This is a genomic window from Candidatus Izemoplasmatales bacterium, assembly GCA_041649275.1.
Classification (GTDB): Bacteria; Bacillota_I; Bacilli_A; order Izemoplasmatales; family Hujiaoplasmataceae; genus UBA12489.
Genome location: JBAZNL010000009.1, coordinates 43,572 through 60,272, shown reverse-complemented (window position 1 = coordinate 60,272; position 16,701 = coordinate 43,572). Strand labels below are relative to the sequence as shown.

The window sequence follows — 16,701 nt, the reverse complement described above, 5'->3', positions numbered from 1 at the left end:
ACGGTCGCGCGCGACGGGTCGACGCGCGTCAACGATACGTCGAACCGGAGAAGGCCGTAGGCGTCGTCGGAGGCGATCTCGTCCCGGCGGAGTTCGACGTCGGCGACGGACGCGGACAGCGATTCGTCCGCGGGCAGCGTCACCTCGTAGGCATAGACCACCTCGTCGACCTCGTCGGCGGCGAAGACGGCGCCGGTCGGAACCAGGCGCTTGCCCTCCGGGGCCGAGAGCACGACGCGGACCTCCGTCCGCGCGGGCATGTTCTCGCCGAGGACGATGAGGTCCTGGCGGTCGAGCCAGACGCGATAGGCCGTCGCCGTGAGGAGAAAAAGAAAAACAAAACCGAAAAAGAACACCTTGGATGTCTTCATGATTTCCGCTCCCTATGAATGTTTTAGCAGGCACCTGGCTGACTCGGAGAGTCCCTATAGTTTTCCGTCGCCGGATCGCTCCGGGTTTGGCTTTATCAACCAAAGCATTCATGGACGGCCGAAGACCGGGCATGGCTTTGTTTTGATAACTCTACTCTATCATAATTCAGAGGAAAAGCAAGCGATTCGAAAAAACTTCCTCCCGATGTCGCGAAGGCGAAGAAAAAAAACGACTCGATTCGAGTCGCTTCAGGAATTCGTGAGGACGGCGAAGTCGTCCACGACCATGCGCGAGCGCACTCCCCTCGTGTTGTTCCCGGAGACGCCGCCGTCGAAGAAGAGACGGACGTAGTAGCCGGCGGCGGGCATGTTCGCGATCTGCGTCGAGGTCAGGTTGAAGGTGTAGAGGGTGAAGTTGGCGGAGCGGGTCGTGCCGCTCACGTAGACGTCGCCGGTCGAGAGCTGGGCGAGCGTCTTCGTGGTGCCGACGGCCGACCAGGTCGTGCCGTTGGTGCTGATTTGGACATAGAAGGTGCGGTTCGTGGCGAGTTGTTCGGACGACGAGATGCGAAGCCCGCGGATCGCGTAGAACGACAGGCCGGTGAACCCGGCGACGGGGGCGGCGGTGGTCATGCGCACCTCGTTGTCGAGCCGGAAGCCGTAGGTGTTCGAGGTCCGCGCGTTCTCGATGTCGTAGGCCGAGAAGAAACTGTACTCGGCGTAGGGGAGCGGGTCCGTCGCGACCGGCGGCAGAAGCCGGTGGACCGGCGTGCCGCCATTCGTCGTGCGGTCGATCTGGCGGAGGAAGCCGAGCGACATGTTGTTCGACGTGGTGACGCGGATGCCCTCGATGTCCCAGAGGACGCCCTCGATCTCGACGTCGGTCATGACGTAGGTCCCGCCGGTGTACGTGCTCGACCCGGTGCTCGTCTTCGACACGGCGTCCATCAGGGTCTGGAAGTCGGCGTCGGCGTAGAGGTCCGCAAGCGACGCGACCCCGTAGAAGGACATGAAGCGGTCGGCGACGTAGTAGTCGAGGTATTCGTAGGGGGATCCGAAGGACCACTTCCCGACGTTGACGGTCCCGGCGACGGTCTCGTCGAGGTCGTCGTGGTAGGAGTACGCGACGTTCGACCGTGCGCCGACGGCGATCGAAAGGAACGTCATGACGACGATCAGGATGCGTTTCAGGGTCGTTTCCATGATATTCCTCCTTTCGCCCGACGATCGGTCAGGCCTTGGCCTTGCGTTTTTTCTTGGAGAGGGAATCGAACAGGAGCGACAGGATCGCGATGTCGGCCACGACGACGATCTTCCCGACGGGGGACTCGAGGAAGAGGAGCGCCCGTCCGACGACCGGGACGATGAACAGGAGCCGGCCGACGACGTCGTCTTCGGACAGCGTCCAGTCGTCCCATTCGTCGCTCACTTCCGGCTTGGTGCGGAAGGTGCGGACGCCTTCGCCGTCGACCTGGACGGCGGCGACGTAGTGGACCACGACCGCCTCGTTTCCGCCAACTTCGACGCGGAAGGCGATCACGTCGCCGACTTCGAGGTCGGCGAGATCGACGCTTCGGTCGACGACGACGACGTCACCGACGGAGATCACCGGTTCCATCGAGCCGGTGACGATCACGTAATGGCGCATGCGCGAGAAGTAGGGGACGCGGTTGAAGAGGACGTATCCGAGGCCGAGGACGAGCGCGACCGCGACCAGGAAGCGGATCCAGCCGAGGATCCTGGGATCGATCGGCTTTTTCGACGGGTTGTCGTTGGTTTTCATGGTTCGTCCTTTCCCGCTCAGCTGACGAGCGATTCGGCGGTGAAGCTGAGGGTCAGCCGGATCGGCCGGCCCTGGATGGCGAGGTACTCCGCGTCCGTCGCCTTGTCCGAGAGCCGGACGCGGAGGCGGATCGTGGCGACGTAGGCGTCGCCATCCTCGGAGAGGACAATCGCGAACGGCGTCGTGCCATCATCGCCCGCATCGCCGTAGACGGCGGTCTCGACGATGCCGGCGTCGGGGACGCCGCCGACGAGGATCTGGGTCACGGCGACGACGAGCCGCCCGGGCTTGTTCAGGGAGACGCGGTAGACGAAGACGCATTCGTCGACGTCCCCGGGGCCCTTGAACGCGCCGTACGGGATCAGGGTCGTGCCGTCGGCGGGGTCGATCGTCTCGGAGACGGTGAGGACGGTGCCGACGCCGATGTCGATGGTCGGGTCGACCTCCGCCCGGGAGATGTCCCAGAGGGAATAGGCGATGCCGCTCGCGGAGCTGAGGAACAGGAGGACGGCGAGGACCAGCCAGCGCTTCGACCGATGCCCGGCGACGGCGTTCACGAATCCTTCGGCGTATTGCTGCATGGGGAGGCTCCTTTCTCACGCGCGGGAGAACCGCACGAAAGCCGGGCGGATGAAACCCGGCTTGGGATGGGATGCGGCTTACTGGAGCGGGTTGGCGGGAGCGACGGAGGACGACGTGTTGACGACGGTGAAGCCGAGGTCGAACGTCGGGGTCTGGCCTTTGATCGCGGCGTAGTCGGACGCGAAGTCGGCGCCGTTGTCGGCGAGCGTGATCGTGACGGTGACGGTGACTTCGTTGTCACCAAAGGTGAAGGCGTCTTCGACGTTCCATTCGCCGGTGGCGCTCAGACCGAGGCCGTTGACGTCGATCGAAATCGGCGAAGCGACGTTGTTGTAGCCGTCGGCGTAGGTGCCGAGCACGAAGGAGGTCAGGTCGACGTTCAGGTCGGCGGTCATGCCGTCCTTGAGCGGTTCCTCAAGCGAGAGCGTGTAGACGATCTGGTAGGAGGTGGTGTAGTCTTCCTGGTAGGCGGCGTAGAACGAGCCGGCGGGAACGAGCTGGCGGACGTCTTCGACCTTGCCGTCGACGACGAGGCGGACGCCGTAGCCGATCGTGAGGTCGTTGGAGCGGGTCTGCTGGAGGTTGTCCCACCAGGCGTAGGCGCCGATGGAGGTGCCGAGGAGGGCGAGGGCGATGATGGCGATGACGAGGGTCTTTTTCATGATTTTGTTTCTCCTTTTTTTATTTTTTTTTGTTTCAACGGGGTTCGGGAGATGCGCGGGTCGGTTTCGACGACGGGAGGGACGGGGAACGCGATGCCGCCTTGGTGCGGTTACGCGGAAAGAAACGGGAGGATCAGTTCTGGCTGGCGGCGAACAGCAGGTCGAAGGAGATCGTCTTGTTGATGACGGCGACGTAGGTCGCGAAGTCGGCCGGCTGGGAGAGGGTCACGGTCACGGTGACGAGCACGTCGGCGTCGTTGACGGTGGCCGAGGACTGGCTGATGGCGATGTTGACGAGCGAGGCGTTCGCGGTGCTGCCGCCGATCTGCACGTTCGAGGCGGTGACGCTCAGGTCGAGCGGGTCGACGACGGCGAGGTCGAGATCGACGTTGTACGTGAGCACGATTGAGGTGACGTCGTCCGCCTTGAGGACGGCGTCCGCGGGGACGAGCACCTTGCCGGCGGGGGCGGTGGCGACGGCGGCGACGCGCAGCGTGACGCCCTGGCCGATCGAGAGCGTTTCGCTCTGGGTCTTGTCGAGGCTGTCCCACCAGGCGTAGGCGAGGCTGGAGCCGCCGACGACGAAGAGCAGGGCGATGGCGATAACGATTTTCTTGAACATGTACGTTCCTCCTGGGAATGTCTTGTCTATGTCTGGAATGGCCGTCCGACGCATCGGTCCGTCCCTTCGAGCAAACGTCGTCGGACCATAAAAAAACAGCCGGTTGCGCATAGTGCGGCAACTGGCTGTCTCGGAAGAGACCCTATAGCTTTCCGTCGCCGGATCGCTCCGGTTTTAGCGGGAACATGGTTGTCTTTTCGAATCCGTGAAAATGAAAAACAGCCGATCGCACATTCTCATGGCAACTGGCTGTCTTCTGGGAGACCCTATAGCTTTCCGTCGCCGGATCGCTCCGGGTTAGGCTCATTTCACGATGGATTTTTCATTTCTGCAATCATTTTATCATACCCTTTTTCGGCTGTCAACGATTTTACACGGGGAAACGCAAAAAAAAATAACTGAACGATTGTTCGCCCTTCAAAAACGACCCGGCCGGAACGGGACGACGCTTTTCGAGGCCGGGCGGTTGTCAATTCGCGCGAATGATGATATGATGGTTTTGTGCCCCAGGGGACACGACGGAGGCATCCCATGCGTTATCAGGTCTGTTCTTGGAATGCGCTGCTCGAACGGAAGAAAGTGCGTTTCCAGGCGGGAACGCGTTTCGTTCTGGTCGCCGTCGCCGACGGCCGGCCTTGCGCGATCGCCGACAAGTGCCCCCACATGGGGTTCCCGCTCTCGGGCGGTCGATACGAGGACGGCGTGATCCGCTGCAAGGAGCACGGTCTTGAGATCGACGTCCGCACCGGTCTCGTCGCAAACGGCGTCAAGGCCGATTTTCTCAAGCTCGGACCGCTCGACCGGAGCGTCCGCACATACCCCGCCGTCGTCGAGGACGGCAACGTCTTCATCGAAGTCTGATTCGAAATCAAGCAGCGAAGCATAATGGAAGGAGATCCGGACCCCGGTCCGGAAACATGACATGGACCAGAAGAGAAAGATCCTCGCGGAACGCCTCAAGCCCCAGCATCCCGAACGTCTGAAGATGGTTCTCGGCTTCGACGGTTTCGTCGACGAGATCATCCACCCCGTCGACAAGCGCCTCTCGCCCGATTCGTTCACGCGGATCGAGACGATCGAGCGCTTCGCCGCCCGCATCGCCAAGGCGAGCGGCCTTTCCACCAACATCGAACTCGTGCCCGTCGCCCGCAAAATCGGCGGGAACGGACCGATCATGTGCAACGCGCTCGCGCGCCACGGATCGTCGATCGCGTACGTCGGCGCCCTCGGCGAACCGGTCCCGCACGACGTCTTCCGCATGCCGGAGAACGTCAGGCTCACGACGATCGCGGACGCCGGCCACACCGACGCGCTCGAATTCCTCGACGGCAAGCTCCTCCTCGGGAAGATGAACTCGATGAAGGACGTCACCTACGAGCGCCTCCTCGACGTCGTCGGCGAGGCCGAACTGGTGCGTCTTCTCTCCGAAGTCGACCTCTTCGCCTCGGTCAACTGGTCGATGCTTCCGGCGATGACCGACCTGTGGCGGAAACTCCTTGCGAACATCCTCCCGAAGACCCCCAAGAAGGCGGCGCGGCCGCTCTTCTTCGTCGACATCGCCGATCCCGAGAAGCGCGAGCACGGGGAGATCGTCGAAGCCCTCGACCTCCTGAAGGAATTCCGGATCCGCTTCCGCGTCGCCCTCGGTCTCAACAAGAAGGAAGCCTACGACGTCGCAGGCGTCCTCGGGCTCTTCCCGAAAGACGATCTCGCGAAGATGGGTCCCTCGCTCAGGGACGTCACCGAGGCGCTCTACCGCCGGCTCGGCGTCGACGCCGTCGTCGTCCATCCGGTCGATCGCTCCGCCACCGTCGTCGACGGCGTCTACGCCGAGGCGATGGGGCCGTTCTGCGCCAAGCCGAAACTCACGACCGGCGCCGGCGACAACTTCAACGCCGGCTACGTCCTCGGCCTCCTGCTCGGCCTCGAGCCGGAACAGGCGCTCCTCACCGGCATGGCGACGAGCGGCTTCTACGTCCGCAACGCCAAGAGTCCCGATTTCGCCGAACTCGTCGGTTTCGTCGAGGCCTGGGCGGCGGACGCGGTCTGAACCTTGAAGGTCGCACCGTCCGGGTCTTCTCGTCTCGGATCCGACCTGCCGTACGTCACAATCAGCTTCGCGATGTCCCTCGACGGCAAGATCGCGACCCGGACCGGCGATTCGAAATACATTTCCGGGCCGGAGTCGCTCGCCTTCGTCCATCGCCTGCGCGACGCCCATGACGCCATCCTCGTCGGCATCAACACGATCCTCGCCGACCATCCGCGGCTGACGGCGAGGCTGCCCGAGGGCGGCGGTCGCGATCCGCACCGCGTCATCCTCGACTCCACCCTCCGGATTCCGCTCGACGAGCCCGTCCTGCACGCGGCTTCGCCGGCGAAGACGATCCTCGTCTGCCGCGAAGACGCCGATCCCGTACGCCGCGCCGCGCTCGAACGTCTCGGCGCCGTCGTGGTCGCGGTCCCCGACCCGCACGATCCTGAAGGATTGCGCCGGGCGATCCGCCTTCTGAAGGCGGCGGGCATCGGATCGATCCTCGTCGAGGGCGGCGCCTCGATCCATTTCGCGTTCCTCGGAAACCGGCTGTTCGACCGCGTCTTCGTCACCGTCGCACCCCTCATCATCGGTGGCGCGACCGCCAGGACGGCGGTCGCCGGAAACGGATTCGCGACCCTCGCCGAATCCGTCCGGCTCCGGTTCGTCGACCGCATGGACGCCGGAAACGACATCATCATCGAAGCCCTTCCCGCGGATGCGGGCGAGCGCGCTTGAAAAGGAGACATGACCATGATCCAGCGCATCCAAGTTGAAGAAGCCCTCGCGCTCCTCGAACGGGGCGAGCGCATCGTCCTTACGGACGAGCATGCGCCCGAAGACACCTGCCATTTCGCGGCCATCGCCGCGGCGTCCGACGCGCACGGCTGCGTCGGCGCGTTCTGCCCGTTCAGGACGATGCCGTCGGTCGTGATTGGCTATGACACCTATGGCACCCTCACCGGCGTCCGCAAGAACGCCGCGCTCGAATACGACCAGGACGTCGTGAACCTCTCCGCCCGCGATACCGGCGGACCTTCCGCCGCCGATCGCTTCGGCGCGCTGATCGGATCCCTGCTCGCATCCGGAGCCGGACCCGACCGCTTCTTGACGGGCGGCGAGTTCCAGGTCGTCGCCGCGCGCAACGGCGGCGTCCTCCGCCGGGCAGCGCCCGCCGAGGCGATCGTCGACCTTTGCGTCCTCGCCGGCAAGCCGGCCGTCGGCCTGCTCTACGACATGGTCGATTCCGACGGTCGCCCGCTCACGCTCGCGGAACTCGAGGCGACGCCCGAATCCCACGCGGTCCTCGCGATCGCCGACCTGATCCGCCACCGCCGCCTCTCGACGGTGCTCGTCGAGCGCGTCGCTTCCGCGAAGATGCCGACGAAGTACGGCGAGTTCGAGATGGTCGGATTCGTCAACCGGTTGACCGGCGAGCATCACGTCGCGCTCGTCAAGGGCGATGTCGCCCTTGAAGGCGCCACGCTCGTGCGCGTCCATTCGGAATGCCTCACCGGCGATTCCTTCGGATCGAAGCGCTGCGACTGCGGCGAACAGCTGCACACGGCGATGCGCCGGATCGAGAAGGCCGGTCGCGGCGTCATCCTCTACCTGCGTCAGGAAGGCCGCGGCATCGGGCTCGTGAACAAGATCCGCGCCTACGCCCTGCAGGACGGCGGAATGGACACGGTCGAAGCCAACCTCGCCCTCGGGTTTCCCGACGATCTGCGCGACTACGGCATCGGCGCCGAGATGCTTTCCGCCCTCGGCGTGAAGAAGATCAGGCTGATGACGAACAATCCGCTCAAGATCCGCGGACTCTCCGGGTATGGGATCGAGATCGTCAACCGCGTTCCGATCCAACTCAACCACAACGAGAAGAACGAGTTCTACATGCGCACGAAGCAGGAGAAGATGGGCCACATCCTGCATTTCAAGAACAAGGATCAATGATTCCGCGGAACGGGGATGTCGACCGACATCCCCTTTTCATATCCCGCGGTTGAGATTCCCCTTGGGAATGCTATAATGAAGTCATCGATGCGTCGGAGGTGAACGGTGATGGAGACGAAGCAGCAATCGAAGGAACTCCAAAACGACCTTGTGGCGTTGTTCCAACACCGCCGGTCGATCCGGCTTCCCGTCGCCGCCGGGGAGGGGTCCGCATGAGCATGAAGTGGATCAAGTGGATCGCGATCGTGACGATGACGATCGACCACGTCGGCGCCTTCCTCGTCGTCGATCCCACCGCCTATCTCGTCTGCCGGGCGATCGGCCGGATCGCCTATCCGCTCTTCGCCCTGATGGTCGCCGAAGGATTCCGCCACACGCGGTCGATCAGGAACTACCTGATCCGCTTCCTCCTGTTCACGGCCGTCTCCGAAGCCGCGATGGCCGTCGTCTGGTTCGCCTACGGCGTCGACTTCTTCCTCCAGGCGAACGTCTTCCTGCCGCTCGCGGCCGGGCTTGTGGGACTGATCCTAGCATCGAAAAGGAAATGGTACCTGTGGATTCCGATCCTCGCGATGCTCGTCGCCGCCGAGTGGATTCACACGTCGTACGGCGCCTACGGCATCCTCCTGATCATGCTGTTCGGCCTCGTCGACCGGCTGCCGCTCCGGATCGTCGGCTTCGTCCTGCTTTCGGCGATCTTCATCGACTGGCCGATCCCGGAACTCCTCGGCTTCGCCAACGGCGGCACGATCCACGTCTTCGAACGCTGGTACCAGTGGATCGCCCTCGTCGCCCTCGTGCCGATCGCGTTCTACGACGGCACCCGCGGCCGCTTCAACAAATGGTTCTTCTATCTCTACTATCCGCTTCATCTCGCCGCGATCCTGATCATCTACCTCTTCTAGGACGGGCGAAGGAAGGAGTCTTCCATGGACTGGCTCAAACACAACCGCGACGCGTGGAACCACGAAGTCGAAACCGGAAACAAGTGGACCATCCCGGTCTCGCACGACGAGATCGAGGCGGCGAAGAAAGGGGAGGCGACGCTTCTGCTCACGCCGACGAAGCCGACGCCGCGCGCCTGGCTCGGCGACGTCCGTGGCAAGGACGTCCTCTGTCTCGCCTCCGGCGGCGGCCAGCAGGGACCGCTCTTCGCCGCCCTCGGCGCTCACGTCACCGTCTTCGACAACTCGCCGGCGCAGCTCGCCCGCGACCGCGAGGTCGCCGACCGCGAAGGACTTGCGATCCGCACCGTCCAGGGCGACATGCGCGACCTTTCCGCAATCGCCGACGAGTCGTTCGACCTCGTCTTCCATCCGATCTCGAACGTCTTCTGCGAGAGCATTCGTCCGGTGTGGAAGGAAGCGTTCCGCGTCCTCCGTCCCGGCGGAAGGATGGCCGCAGGCTTCATGAATCCCGCCGCCTACGTCTTCGACTTCGACCTCCTCGACCGGACCGGCCGCTTCGAGGTCCGATACAAGGTCCCCTATTCCGACATCGACCAGCTGCCTCCCGAAGAACTCGCCGCGCGCATCGCGGCGCGGGAGCCGCTCGAATTCGGCCATTCGCTCACCGACCAGATCGGCGGCCAGACTGACGCCGGCTTCCACATCGTCGGGTTCTACGAGGACTTCTCGGGATGGGACGATCCGCTCGACAGGCATCTGTCCGTCTACGACGCCACGCTCGCGAAGAAGCCGATGCATCGGCATCACGGGAACGACTGACATGGACTACGGATCTGTGAAGGATCTCCGTCCGCGGATCGATCCGTCGGCCGTCGCGATGCCGACCGCGGTCGTGACCGGCGACGTGACGATCGGCGCCGACGTAAGCGTCTGGCATCACGCCGTCGTCCGCGGGGACATGGCACCCGTTTCGATCGGTTCCATGACGAACGTCCAGGACGGCGCCGTGATCCACACCAACACCGGCCTTCCGACGACGATCGGGGCGCGCGTCACGATCGGTCATCTCGCGATCGTCCACGCCGCCACCGTCGAGGACGACGCCCTCGTCGGGATGGGTGCGATCCTGCTCGACGGCGCCATCGTCGGCGCCGGCGCGATGGTCGCCGCCGGGACGGTCGTCCCGCCGCGCAAGGTCGTGCCTCCGGGAACGCTCGCGATCGGAAATCCGATGCGGATCGCACGCGACCTGACCGAGGCCGAACGCGCCGCGAACCGGCTGAACGTCGAACACTACGTGGCCCTCGCGAAGGCGAGCGCGCCGGGAGGGACGAGATGATCCACGAACCGAAGAAGGTCCTCATCGCCGGCGGCACCGGGTTCCTCGGCTATCACGCGGCGCGGTTGCTTCTCAGCGAAGGCGTCGCCGTCGACGCCGTCGCCCTGCCGCGCGAGATCGACCTCGGAACCTGGTATCCGGACGCCATCGGAATCCGCTACGGCGACCTCTTCGCGATGACCGAGGACGAGGTCTTCGCCCTCGTCGAAGGGCGCGGCTACGATGCCTTCGTCTATGCCCTCGGTCCCGACGACCGCTTCGTCCCGCCCGCACCCGCGGCCGTGTTCTTCCACGACCGGCTCGTGGTCCAGGCCGCGAAGGTCCTGTCCGCCGTGCGACGCGCGGGCGTTTCGCGCGCCGTCGTCCTCAATTCCTATTTCTCCCATTTCGACCGGATCATGGACGGCGTCCTGTCCGACCACCATCCCTATGTGCGCGCCCGCGTCGAGCAGGAGCGCGACCTTGCGCGGATCGGCGTCGCCGGGAGCTTCGACGTCATGTTCCTCGAACTGCCGTTCATCTTCGGCACGATGCCGGGAAGGCTGCCGCTCTGGAAGGAGTCGTTCCTCGACCATTTCGCCAAGGGGCGGGTCGCGTTCTTCCCGGCCGGCGGAACGACCGCATGCATCGCCGTCGAAGGCGTCGCCGAGGCCGTCTCGGCCGCGATCAGAAACGGCGCCCACGGCCGGGGCTATGCCGTCGGGAAGGAGAATCTGACCTACCGCGAGATCCTCCAGATCATGCTTGCGGAAAGCGGGATGAAGAAACCGGTCGTTTCGGTTTCGCCCTTTATCGCGGCGCTCGGGGCGCGCGGCATCGATCGCCGCCACCGGCGCGCCGGCCGCGAATCGGGTCTCGACCATGCGAAGCTGATGGGCGACATCCTCGCGCGGGACTTCTCGATCGACTTCGAGACGCTTGCGCGCGAGCTCGGCTATGCCGAACTCGGCTATCGCGGCGGACCCGACGTCCGCGAAAGCCTTCGCGCCACGATGGCCCGCTACAAGGAACCCAGATGAAACAAGACGGCACCCGCAACGGGTGCCGTCTTCGCTATTCGGTAACGATGTCGTACGGCCAGTCGATGATGCCGCCCATGTCGTAGATGCGGGCATAGCCGAGTCCGTCGAGGAGGTCGGCCGCCTGGGCGCTGCGGTTGCCGCTGCGGCAGTAGACGATGATCTCCGCGTCCTTGTCCGGAAGCATCGCCGCGGCGTCGTCTTCGAGGTCGGAAAGCGGGATCAGGAGCGCGCCGGGGATGTGGCCCGCGGCGTATTCCTCAGGCGTGCGGACGTCGACCAGGACGACCGCGGCGTCCGCCGCCATCATGTCCCTTCCGGTCTTCGCGGAGATCGTCTTCGGCGATGCGTCCGCGGTGCAGGCGGCGAGGGTCAGGCCGACCGCCAGGAACAACAGCGTGAGGATCTTCTTCATCGGATCATTCCTTTCGCGAGGATTATACCATCCTGCGCGCCGGCGGGCAAGCCATCCGCTCCGTCAGTCGGAATCGATCAGCGGGACGAACCGACAGTCGCAGAGGAAGCGCGTCCCGATCGTGCCGGACAACGTCTTCGTGAAGAGCGTGAGCGCCTGAGCGAACGGACCGCCGACGGGGATCACGAGCCGGCCGCCGGCTTTCAGCTGGGTGAGGAGCGCTTCCGGGACGGTACGCGATGCAGCGCTCACGACGATCGCGTCGTAAGGAGCCTCCTCGGGCCAGCCGCGGGTGCCGTTGCCGAGGCGCAGGCGGACGTTTCCGCATCCGAGCGCGGAAAGCGTCGAGCGCGCCCGGTCGAACAGCGGTTTGAGCCGTTCGACGGAGAAGACCTCCCCCGCGAGCGCGGCCATGAGGGCGGTCTGGTAACCCGATCCGGTCCCGATCTCGAGAACCCGGGCGGCGCCGGCGACGCCCGCGGCGGACAGCGAGAGAGCGACGACGTACGGCTGCGAGATCGTCTGTCCGCAGCCGATCGGCAGCGGATGGTCGCCGTACGCCCAGTCGACGTCGTCGGCTTCGACGAAGACGTGACGCGGGACCCTGGCGAAGGCCGAAAGGACGCGTTCGTCGTCGATTCCGCGGGCGGCCAGTTGCGTATCGACCATCGTTTCGATCTGGTTTCCGATGCGGTCTTCCATGCGGATCGCCTCCTTCCCCTCCATTCTACCAATTCATGCGACAAAACGCGACCGGCCGTGCGGAAAATGATGGAAAACGCTTCCGAATCGTCATATAATGGGAAAGGATGCCGCTCAGGCGACGAGGAGGATACGATCCATGGACAAGCAACGACCCACCCTGCAGGAACGACTCGAATCGCGGCGCATCCGCAAGCCGCCGGCCTTCCTCTACCTGGCGCTCGCGCAGATCTGGAAGTGGTTCATGCTGCCGAAATACCACGTCCATTACGAGTACAGGATCGATCCGCGCAAGTTCAAGGGGCCGTACATCGTCGTGTCGAACCACGCGTCCCGCGTCGACTACCTCTATACCGGCATCGCCTTCCTGCCGCACCGGCTCAACTACGTCGCCGGCTACAACGAGTTTTTCCGGTCGCACCTTCGCGGCGTCTTCCATCTCCTCCAGGTGATCCCGAAGAAGAACTTCACCCCGGAAATCTACGCGATCCGGGAGATCGCGCGCGTTCTCCGCGGCGGCGGCCGGATCATCCTCTTCCCCGAGGGGATGAGTTCGATCAGCGGATCCAACCAGCCGGCCGCGATCGGGACGGGAAAACTCCTCAAGCACTTCAAGGTCCCGGTCCTGATGACCCACATCGAGGGCGGCTACCTGACCAACACGAAGTACTGCCTCGACGACCGTCCCGGACGCGTCGACGTGACCGTGTCGCAGCTGTTCACTCCCGAGGACCTCGAGCGCATGGACGCCGACGAGATCCAGCGCGCCGTCGACCGCGCGATCCATCACGACGACTATGCCTGGAACAAGACCGCCCGGGTCGCCTATGCCGGCAAGGGGTCCTTCGCGAAGAACCTCCACGACCTGCTCTACTGGTGTCCCCGCTGCGGCGCCGAACTCACGATGAAGGGCGAAGGTGACGCGATCCGATGCGAGCGCTGCGGGAACGGCGCGACCTTGAACGAGCACTACGACCTGATCCCGTTCGACGCCTCCTGCGTCATCCCCGAATCGCCCGTCCGCTGGGCCGACCTCGAACGGAAGAACGCCTATCGGGCGATCGCCGCCGATCCCGCCTACGCCCTCGCGGAGAAGGTGAAACTCGGCGTCATGCCCGATTACGAGGTCCTGAAGGATCTGAAGACGTCGCGGATCGCCGGCGAGGGGACCCTCTCGATCAGTCGCGCCGGGCTCCGCTTCGAAGGCACGAAGGACGGCGAACCGTTTTCGCTCTCGATGTCCACGGACATGCTGCCGACCTGGGGGATGTGCACCGACATGAGTTTCTTCACGACCTACGTCGACGGCCGATACTACGAGTTCTATCCCGAGCGCCGCTCGGTGGGGAAATGGCTCCATGTCGCCGAGGAACTGCACCGCATCAACGGCGGGAAGTGGAAGAACTTCCCCGACGCCGACACCTACGCAGAATGAAAAAAGTCCGATGTCGGACTTTTTTCTTTTTCGGAACCGTCACTCGGCCTCGAGATAGAAGGCGTAGAGCCTGAACGACACGTAGGCGCCGTCCGAGAGCATGTCGACGCTTGCGGATTCGACGTGGAAGATGCGGTCGAGGCCTTCGACGGCCTCGAGGTAGGCGAGGATCCGATCGGCGTCGTCGACGGTCATCGAGACCGTGATCCGGACGGCGCGGAGGTCGTCCGACAGGTCGTCCTCGAAGGGCATGACGGCGTCGTCCTCGAACGTCTCGACATAATCCGGCGCGACGATTCCGGCGATGCCGCGCGCAGCGGCGAGGTCGGCGGCAATGCCGAGCTGGTCGTAGGCGTCGGGGAGTTCGTCGACGATGTCGGCGATCTCGTGGTAGGCGATCGATTCGGAGGCGGCGACGACGGCTTCGATCCGGCGCTCCAGGTCCTCCCGTTCGGCCTCCAGGGCGGAGAGACGAGTCTGCAGGATCGCAAGCATCCCGTAACGCGCGCCGATGAGGACAAGGAACAGGACGACGAGGATGATCACGAAGCTGACGCGGTTGAGCTTCTTCCCGAAGACGTTGCGCTCACGCATGGTGGAAGGTCACCTCGATCGTATGGATTCCGATGCTCTCGTAGATCGGGAACCCGTCGATCCAGCGGGCGGGATCCTCGGTTTCGGTCACGCCGTAAGTCTCGTATGCAAGCAGGAGGTATTCCGTCAGCGCGACGTCGGACGGTCCCGTCAGGGTGAGGACGATCGCCTTGTCGGCGGCACGGTAGGCAACCTGCAGGACGTCGACGTCGATCGCGAGCGCAAGCAAGTCGGAGAGCGATCCGGCGGGTGCGGACTTCGCGCCGATCAGTTCGTCGTAGGCGTCGCTGTAGGCGCGCTCGGCTTGGGTAAACGACGGCAGGCGCGAGAACCCGTCCTCGAGGTCGGAGAGTTCCGCGGCGAGCGTGCGGTTCTCGTTCTCGACGAGGAAGATGCGTTCGTACATGGTATGGTAGGGGATGTAGAGGAGACTGACCGCGGAGAAGAGCAAAAAGGCCGTCGCGAGCATCGCCTTGACGAGACGGACGGAGCGGTCGGGGCGGTCGAGTCGAAAGTCGAACCACGGGATCTTCGCGAGGTTGCCGGCCTTCTCGATGCCGGCGGCGTAGGCGACGAGACTCGTGCGGTTCCAGCCTCCGCCCGCGGTCGGCGTCTCCGGAATGCGGAAGACCTCGCACGCAAGGCCGAACGGCCTGGAGGTGAATGCGGCCTCGAAGCGGCTCTCGTTCTCCGACTCGCCCTGCGAGACGAAGACGGCCTTCTCGAGCGTACGGTCACCCCGGGAGATGTTGTACTTGTAGTAGTTCGCCACGCGTTCCACGTAGTCGTCGATCTGCTCGTAGCGGGTGTCGGCCTCGTTCTCGAACTCCTCGACGAGGTTGAAGATCGGAATGTCGTCCTCGAAGATCTTGATCGTGAAGTAGGAGTCGTAGACGGTCACCAGCATCAGGTTCCTGGCGGCGGAGCCGGTGGTCCGCATGTAGAGCGAGTACAGCGCGAACGAAGGCATGTCGAACCGTACGTCGCGCACGCCGAGACGGTCGAAGACGTCGAGGTAGTCGTTCAGGAGTCGGTCGTCGGAGGCGACCGCGAGCACCTTCGCGTTCTGTTCGTCCTGGCTGATCAGATGGGCGGACACGCGCGGCTTCGCAAACGGGAAATGGAGCGTCTTCCCGAGTTCGCCGTCGAGGTGGGCGGCGATGCCCTTCTCGGCGACGTCGCTCCGTTTCACGTCGACGACGCGCATGACGACGTTCTGGCTGTTCAGAACCAGCCGGATCCGCCGGGGGCGGAGGCCGGAAGCCTTGAAGAGCGCCTTGAGGCGCGCGAGGAGCAGCACGGGATCGACGATGAAGCCGTTCTCGAGGATGCCCTTGTCGAGGGGGACGTTGCCGTGGATGTCGGTCCGTCCCCGCCCGTTCCGATGCTCGAAGAATCCGATCGAGGAATCGGAGAAGTAGAGGATCGTTTCGGGGCGTTTCTTGTCGTTCATGGCTTCACCTGCCCAACAGACCTAGATACCATGCGATGAGATCGGCGCCGACCGCCTGGGCGACCAGGACGCCGGCGAAGAGAAACGGGACGAACGGGAGTTCGGCGCCCCTGCGTTTCCGCAGAAGCCCGAAGGTGACGCCGGCGAGGGCGGCGAGGAAGAGCGCGAGGATTCCCTCGTCCCAAGTGAGGACGAAGCCGATGAAGACGAACAGTTTCACGTCTCCGCCGCCGAGCGCTTCCTTCTTCAGAACCTTCGTGCCGATCAAGGCGAAAAGGTAGAGGAGCGTAAACAGGACCGCGGCGGAAAGCAAATGGGCGAGGAAGGATCCGTCGGCGATCCGGACGGCGAGTAGCGGGATCAGGCCGATGAGCCAGACGCGGTCGTGGACCGACTTCGTCGCGAGGTCGGAGAGCGTCGCCGAAAGCAGGACGACGATCGCGATCGCCGCGGCGGCGAGTTCCCAGGTGAAGCCGTAGAAGAGGTAGGCACCGACGAAGAGCGCCCCGCCGATCGTTTCGACGATGGGATGGCGGATCGGGATCGGCGCATGGCAATGCCGGCAGCGTCCTCCCCGGAGCGCGAAGCCGAACAGCGGGAAGACGTCGAACAGCGAAAGGGTCGTCCCGCACGCGGGGCAGCGGCTGCGGCCACCGATCGAGGCGCCGCGATCGAGACGGGCGGCGACGAGTTCCGCGAACGAGGCGAAGAGGGCTCCGGACAGGAAAGCGAAGCACGCGTAGAGGACCGTCATCGCCATCTCCCCTTTCCGCGGACATGTCCGGCATCAATGTCCATTATACCTTGTTTCCGGCCATGTGACAAGAC

Annotated in this window: 20 protein-coding genes and 3 riboswitches; of the genes, 9 read left to right on the top strand and 11 right to left on the bottom strand. The window is 64.3% G+C overall.

Translation table 11 applies throughout. The features are described 5' to 3' along the window. The 6 genes from WC509_06275 to WC509_06250 all read right to left on the bottom strand — a co-directional run. Window positions 1-371: hypothetical protein (locus WC509_06275; GenBank protein MFA5007053.1), on the bottom strand; the 371-nt coding region annotated here is incomplete at its 3' end. A 26-nt stretch (window positions 372-397) separates the two neighbouring features. After that, window positions 398-472: riboswitch (cyclic di-GMP riboswitch) on the bottom strand. 148 nt (window positions 473-620) lie between these two features. Then, a complete protein-coding gene (locus WC509_06270) occupies window positions 621-1,574 on the bottom strand; it encodes a hypothetical protein (protein ID MFA5007052.1) in 954 nt (317 codons plus the stop codon). Window positions 1,575-1,602: 28 nt separating this feature from the next. Beyond that, on the bottom strand, window positions 1,603-2,154 hold the full coding sequence (locus tag WC509_06265; protein ID MFA5007051.1) for a signal peptidase I: 552 nt from the start codon (window positions 2,152-2,154) through the stop codon (window positions 1,603-1,605). A gap of 17 nt (window positions 2,155-2,171) precedes the next feature. Next, a complete protein-coding gene (locus WC509_06260) occupies window positions 2,172-2,735 on the bottom strand; it encodes a hypothetical protein (GenBank protein MFA5007050.1) in 564 nt (187 codons plus the stop codon). Between the two features lie 78 nt (window positions 2,736-2,813). After that, the gene (locus WC509_06255; protein MFA5007049.1) at window positions 2,814-3,398 is read right to left on the bottom strand and encodes a hypothetical protein; all 585 of its coding nucleotides are present in this window, start codon (window positions 3,396-3,398) and stop codon (window positions 2,814-2,816) included. 133 nt (window positions 3,399-3,531) lie between these two features. Continuing rightward, window positions 3,532-4,020 (bottom strand): hypothetical protein, encoded by a 489-nt coding sequence (locus WC509_06250; protein MFA5007048.1) that lies wholly within the window; start codon window positions 4,018-4,020, stop codon window positions 3,532-3,534. Window positions 4,021-4,133: 113 nt separating this feature from the next. Continuing rightward, window positions 4,134-4,209: riboswitch (cyclic di-GMP riboswitch) on the bottom strand. Window positions 4,210-4,257: 48 nt separating this feature from the next. Beyond that, window positions 4,258-4,333, bottom strand: a riboswitch (cyclic di-GMP riboswitch). Window positions 4,334-4,551: 218 nt separating this feature from the next. On the opposite strand from WC509_06250, the gene WC509_06245 reads away from it, so the two are divergent. From WC509_06245 to WC509_06210, 8 genes are all read left to right on the top strand, one after another. Further along, a complete protein-coding gene (locus WC509_06245) occupies window positions 4,552-4,881 on the top strand; it encodes a Rieske 2Fe-2S domain-containing protein (GenBank protein MFA5007047.1) in 330 nt (109 codons plus the stop codon). A 61-nt stretch (window positions 4,882-4,942) separates the two neighbouring features. Continuing rightward, complete coding sequence (locus WC509_06240) at window positions 4,943-6,070, top strand: PfkB family carbohydrate kinase (GenBank protein ID MFA5007046.1); 1,128 nt, start codon at window positions 4,943-4,945, stop codon at window positions 6,068-6,070. A 3-nt stretch (window positions 6,071-6,073) separates the two neighbouring features. Then, window positions 6,074-6,793 carry a RibD family protein gene (locus tag WC509_06235; protein MFA5007045.1) on the top strand — a complete coding sequence of 240 codons (720 nt, stop codon included), beginning with the start codon at window positions 6,074-6,076 and terminating at the stop codon, window positions 6,791-6,793. 15 nt (window positions 6,794-6,808) lie between these two features. Next, complete coding sequence (ribA, locus tag WC509_06230; GenBank protein ID MFA5007044.1) at window positions 6,809-8,008, top strand: GTP cyclohydrolase II; 1,200 nt, start codon at window positions 6,809-6,811, stop codon at window positions 8,006-8,008. Between the two features lie 212 nt (window positions 8,009-8,220). Beyond that, window positions 8,221-8,913, top strand: coding sequence for a TraX family protein (locus WC509_06225; GenBank protein ID MFA5007043.1), 693 nt, complete (start codon window positions 8,221-8,223; stop codon window positions 8,911-8,913). A 24-nt stretch (window positions 8,914-8,937) separates the two neighbouring features. Further along, on the top strand, window positions 8,938-9,735 hold the full coding sequence (locus WC509_06220; GenBank protein MFA5007042.1) for a class I SAM-dependent methyltransferase: 798 nt from the start codon (window positions 8,938-8,940) through the stop codon (window positions 9,733-9,735). Window position 9,736: 1 nt separating this feature from the next. Next, complete coding sequence (locus WC509_06215; GenBank protein ID MFA5007041.1) at window positions 9,737-10,255, top strand: gamma carbonic anhydrase family protein; 519 nt, start codon at window positions 9,737-9,739, stop codon at window positions 10,253-10,255. After that, window positions 10,252-11,274: an NAD-dependent epimerase/dehydratase family protein gene (locus WC509_06210; GenBank protein MFA5007040.1), complete on the top strand. Its 1,023-nt coding sequence runs from the start codon at window positions 10,252-10,254 to the stop codon at window positions 11,272-11,274. Before WC509_06215 ends, WC509_06210 begins: the two co-directional genes overlap by 4 nt. Window positions 11,275-11,308: 34 nt before the next feature. Here the strand turns inward: WC509_06210 and WC509_06205 are convergent, their stop codons facing one another. Together WC509_06205 and WC509_06200 are read right to left on the bottom strand one after the other, a co-directional pair. After that, on the bottom strand, window positions 11,309-11,689 hold the full coding sequence (locus WC509_06205) for a rhodanese-like domain-containing protein (GenBank protein ID MFA5007039.1): 381 nt from the start codon (window positions 11,687-11,689) through the stop codon (window positions 11,309-11,311). A 63-nt stretch (window positions 11,690-11,752) separates the two neighbouring features. Continuing rightward, entirely contained in the window at window positions 11,753-12,391 is a 639-nt protein-coding gene (locus tag WC509_06200; GenBank protein MFA5007038.1) for a protein-L-isoaspartate(D-aspartate) O-methyltransferase, read from the bottom strand. A 139-nt stretch (window positions 12,392-12,530) separates the two neighbouring features. Here WC509_06200 and WC509_06195 point away from each other — a divergent pair, with 139 nt between their 5' ends. Beyond that, entirely contained in the window at window positions 12,531-13,826 is a 1,296-nt protein-coding gene (locus tag WC509_06195; protein ID MFA5007037.1) for a 1-acyl-sn-glycerol-3-phosphate acyltransferase, read from the top strand. A gap of 39 nt (window positions 13,827-13,865) precedes the next feature. On the opposite strand, the gene WC509_06190 is transcribed toward WC509_06195, so the two are convergent. Genes WC509_06190 through WC509_06180 form a run of 3 tightly spaced genes read right to left on the bottom strand, consistent with a single transcriptional unit; the run spans window position 13,866 to window position 16,627 of the window. Then, window positions 13,866-14,420, bottom strand: coding sequence for a hypothetical protein (locus WC509_06190; protein MFA5007036.1), 555 nt, complete (start codon window positions 14,418-14,420; stop codon window positions 13,866-13,868). After that, window positions 14,413-15,873, bottom strand: coding sequence for a hypothetical protein (locus tag WC509_06185; protein MFA5007035.1), 1,461 nt, complete (start codon window positions 15,871-15,873; stop codon window positions 14,413-14,415). Before WC509_06185 ends, WC509_06190 begins: the two co-directional genes overlap by 8 nt. Before the next feature lie 4 nt (window positions 15,874-15,877). After that, window positions 15,878-16,627 (bottom strand): prepilin peptidase, encoded by a 750-nt coding sequence (locus tag WC509_06180; protein ID MFA5007034.1) that lies wholly within the window; start codon window positions 16,625-16,627, stop codon window positions 15,878-15,880. Window positions 16,628-16,701 lie beyond the last annotated feature (74 nt).

What these genes read in the sequence shown, in the direction of transcription:
- WC509_06270 (MFA5007052.1), bottom strand. Translation starts at nt 1,574, where the DNA reads ATGGAAACGACCCTGAAACGCATCCTGATCGTCGTCATGACGTTCCTT.
- WC509_06265 (MFA5007051.1), bottom strand. Translation starts at nt 2,154, where the DNA reads ATGAAAACCAACGACAACCCGTCGAAAAAGCCGATCGATCCCAGGATC.
- WC509_06260 (MFA5007050.1), bottom strand. Translation starts at nt 2,735, where the DNA reads ATGCAGCAATACGCCGAAGGATTCGTGAACGCCGTCGCCGGGCATCGG.
- WC509_06255 (MFA5007049.1), bottom strand. Translation starts at nt 3,398, where the DNA reads ATGAAAAAGACCCTCGTCATCGCCATCATCGCCCTCGCCCTCCTCGGC.
- WC509_06250 (MFA5007048.1), bottom strand. Translation starts at nt 4,020, where the DNA reads ATGTTCAAGAAAATCGTTATCGCCATCGCCCTGCTCTTCGTCGTCGGC.
- WC509_06245 (MFA5007047.1), top strand. Translation starts at nt 4,552, where the DNA reads ATGCGTTATCAGGTCTGTTCTTGGAATGCGCTGCTCGAACGGAAGAAA.
- WC509_06240 (MFA5007046.1), top strand. Translation starts at nt 4,943, where the DNA reads ATGGACCAGAAGAGAAAGATCCTCGCGGAACGCCTCAAGCCCCAGCAT.
- ribA (MFA5007044.1), top strand. Translation starts at nt 6,809, where the DNA reads ATGATCCAGCGCATCCAAGTTGAAGAAGCCCTCGCGCTCCTCGAACGG.
- WC509_06225 (MFA5007043.1), top strand. Translation starts at nt 8,221, where the DNA reads ATGAGCATGAAGTGGATCAAGTGGATCGCGATCGTGACGATGACGATC.
- WC509_06220 (MFA5007042.1), top strand. Translation starts at nt 8,938, where the DNA reads ATGGACTGGCTCAAACACAACCGCGACGCGTGGAACCACGAAGTCGAA.
- WC509_06215 (MFA5007041.1), top strand. Translation starts at nt 9,737, where the DNA reads ATGGACTACGGATCTGTGAAGGATCTCCGTCCGCGGATCGATCCGTCG.
- WC509_06210 (MFA5007040.1), top strand. Translation starts at nt 10,252, where the DNA reads ATGATCCACGAACCGAAGAAGGTCCTCATCGCCGGCGGCACCGGGTTC.
- WC509_06205 (MFA5007039.1), bottom strand. Translation starts at nt 11,689, where the DNA reads ATGAAGAAGATCCTCACGCTGTTGTTCCTGGCGGTCGGCCTGACCCTC.
- WC509_06200 (MFA5007038.1), bottom strand. Translation starts at nt 12,391, where the DNA reads ATGGAAGACCGCATCGGAAACCAGATCGAAACGATGGTCGATACGCAA.
- WC509_06195 (MFA5007037.1), top strand. Translation starts at nt 12,531, where the DNA reads ATGGACAAGCAACGACCCACCCTGCAGGAACGACTCGAATCGCGGCGC.
- WC509_06190 (MFA5007036.1), bottom strand. Translation starts at nt 14,420, where the DNA reads ATGCGTGAGCGCAACGTCTTCGGGAAGAAGCTCAACCGCGTCAGCTTC.
- WC509_06185 (MFA5007035.1), bottom strand. Translation starts at nt 15,873, where the DNA reads ATGAACGACAAGAAACGCCCCGAAACGATCCTCTACTTCTCCGATTCC.
- WC509_06180 (MFA5007034.1), bottom strand. Translation starts at nt 16,627, where the DNA reads ATGACGGTCCTCTACGCGTGCTTCGCTTTCCTGTCCGGAGCCCTCTTC.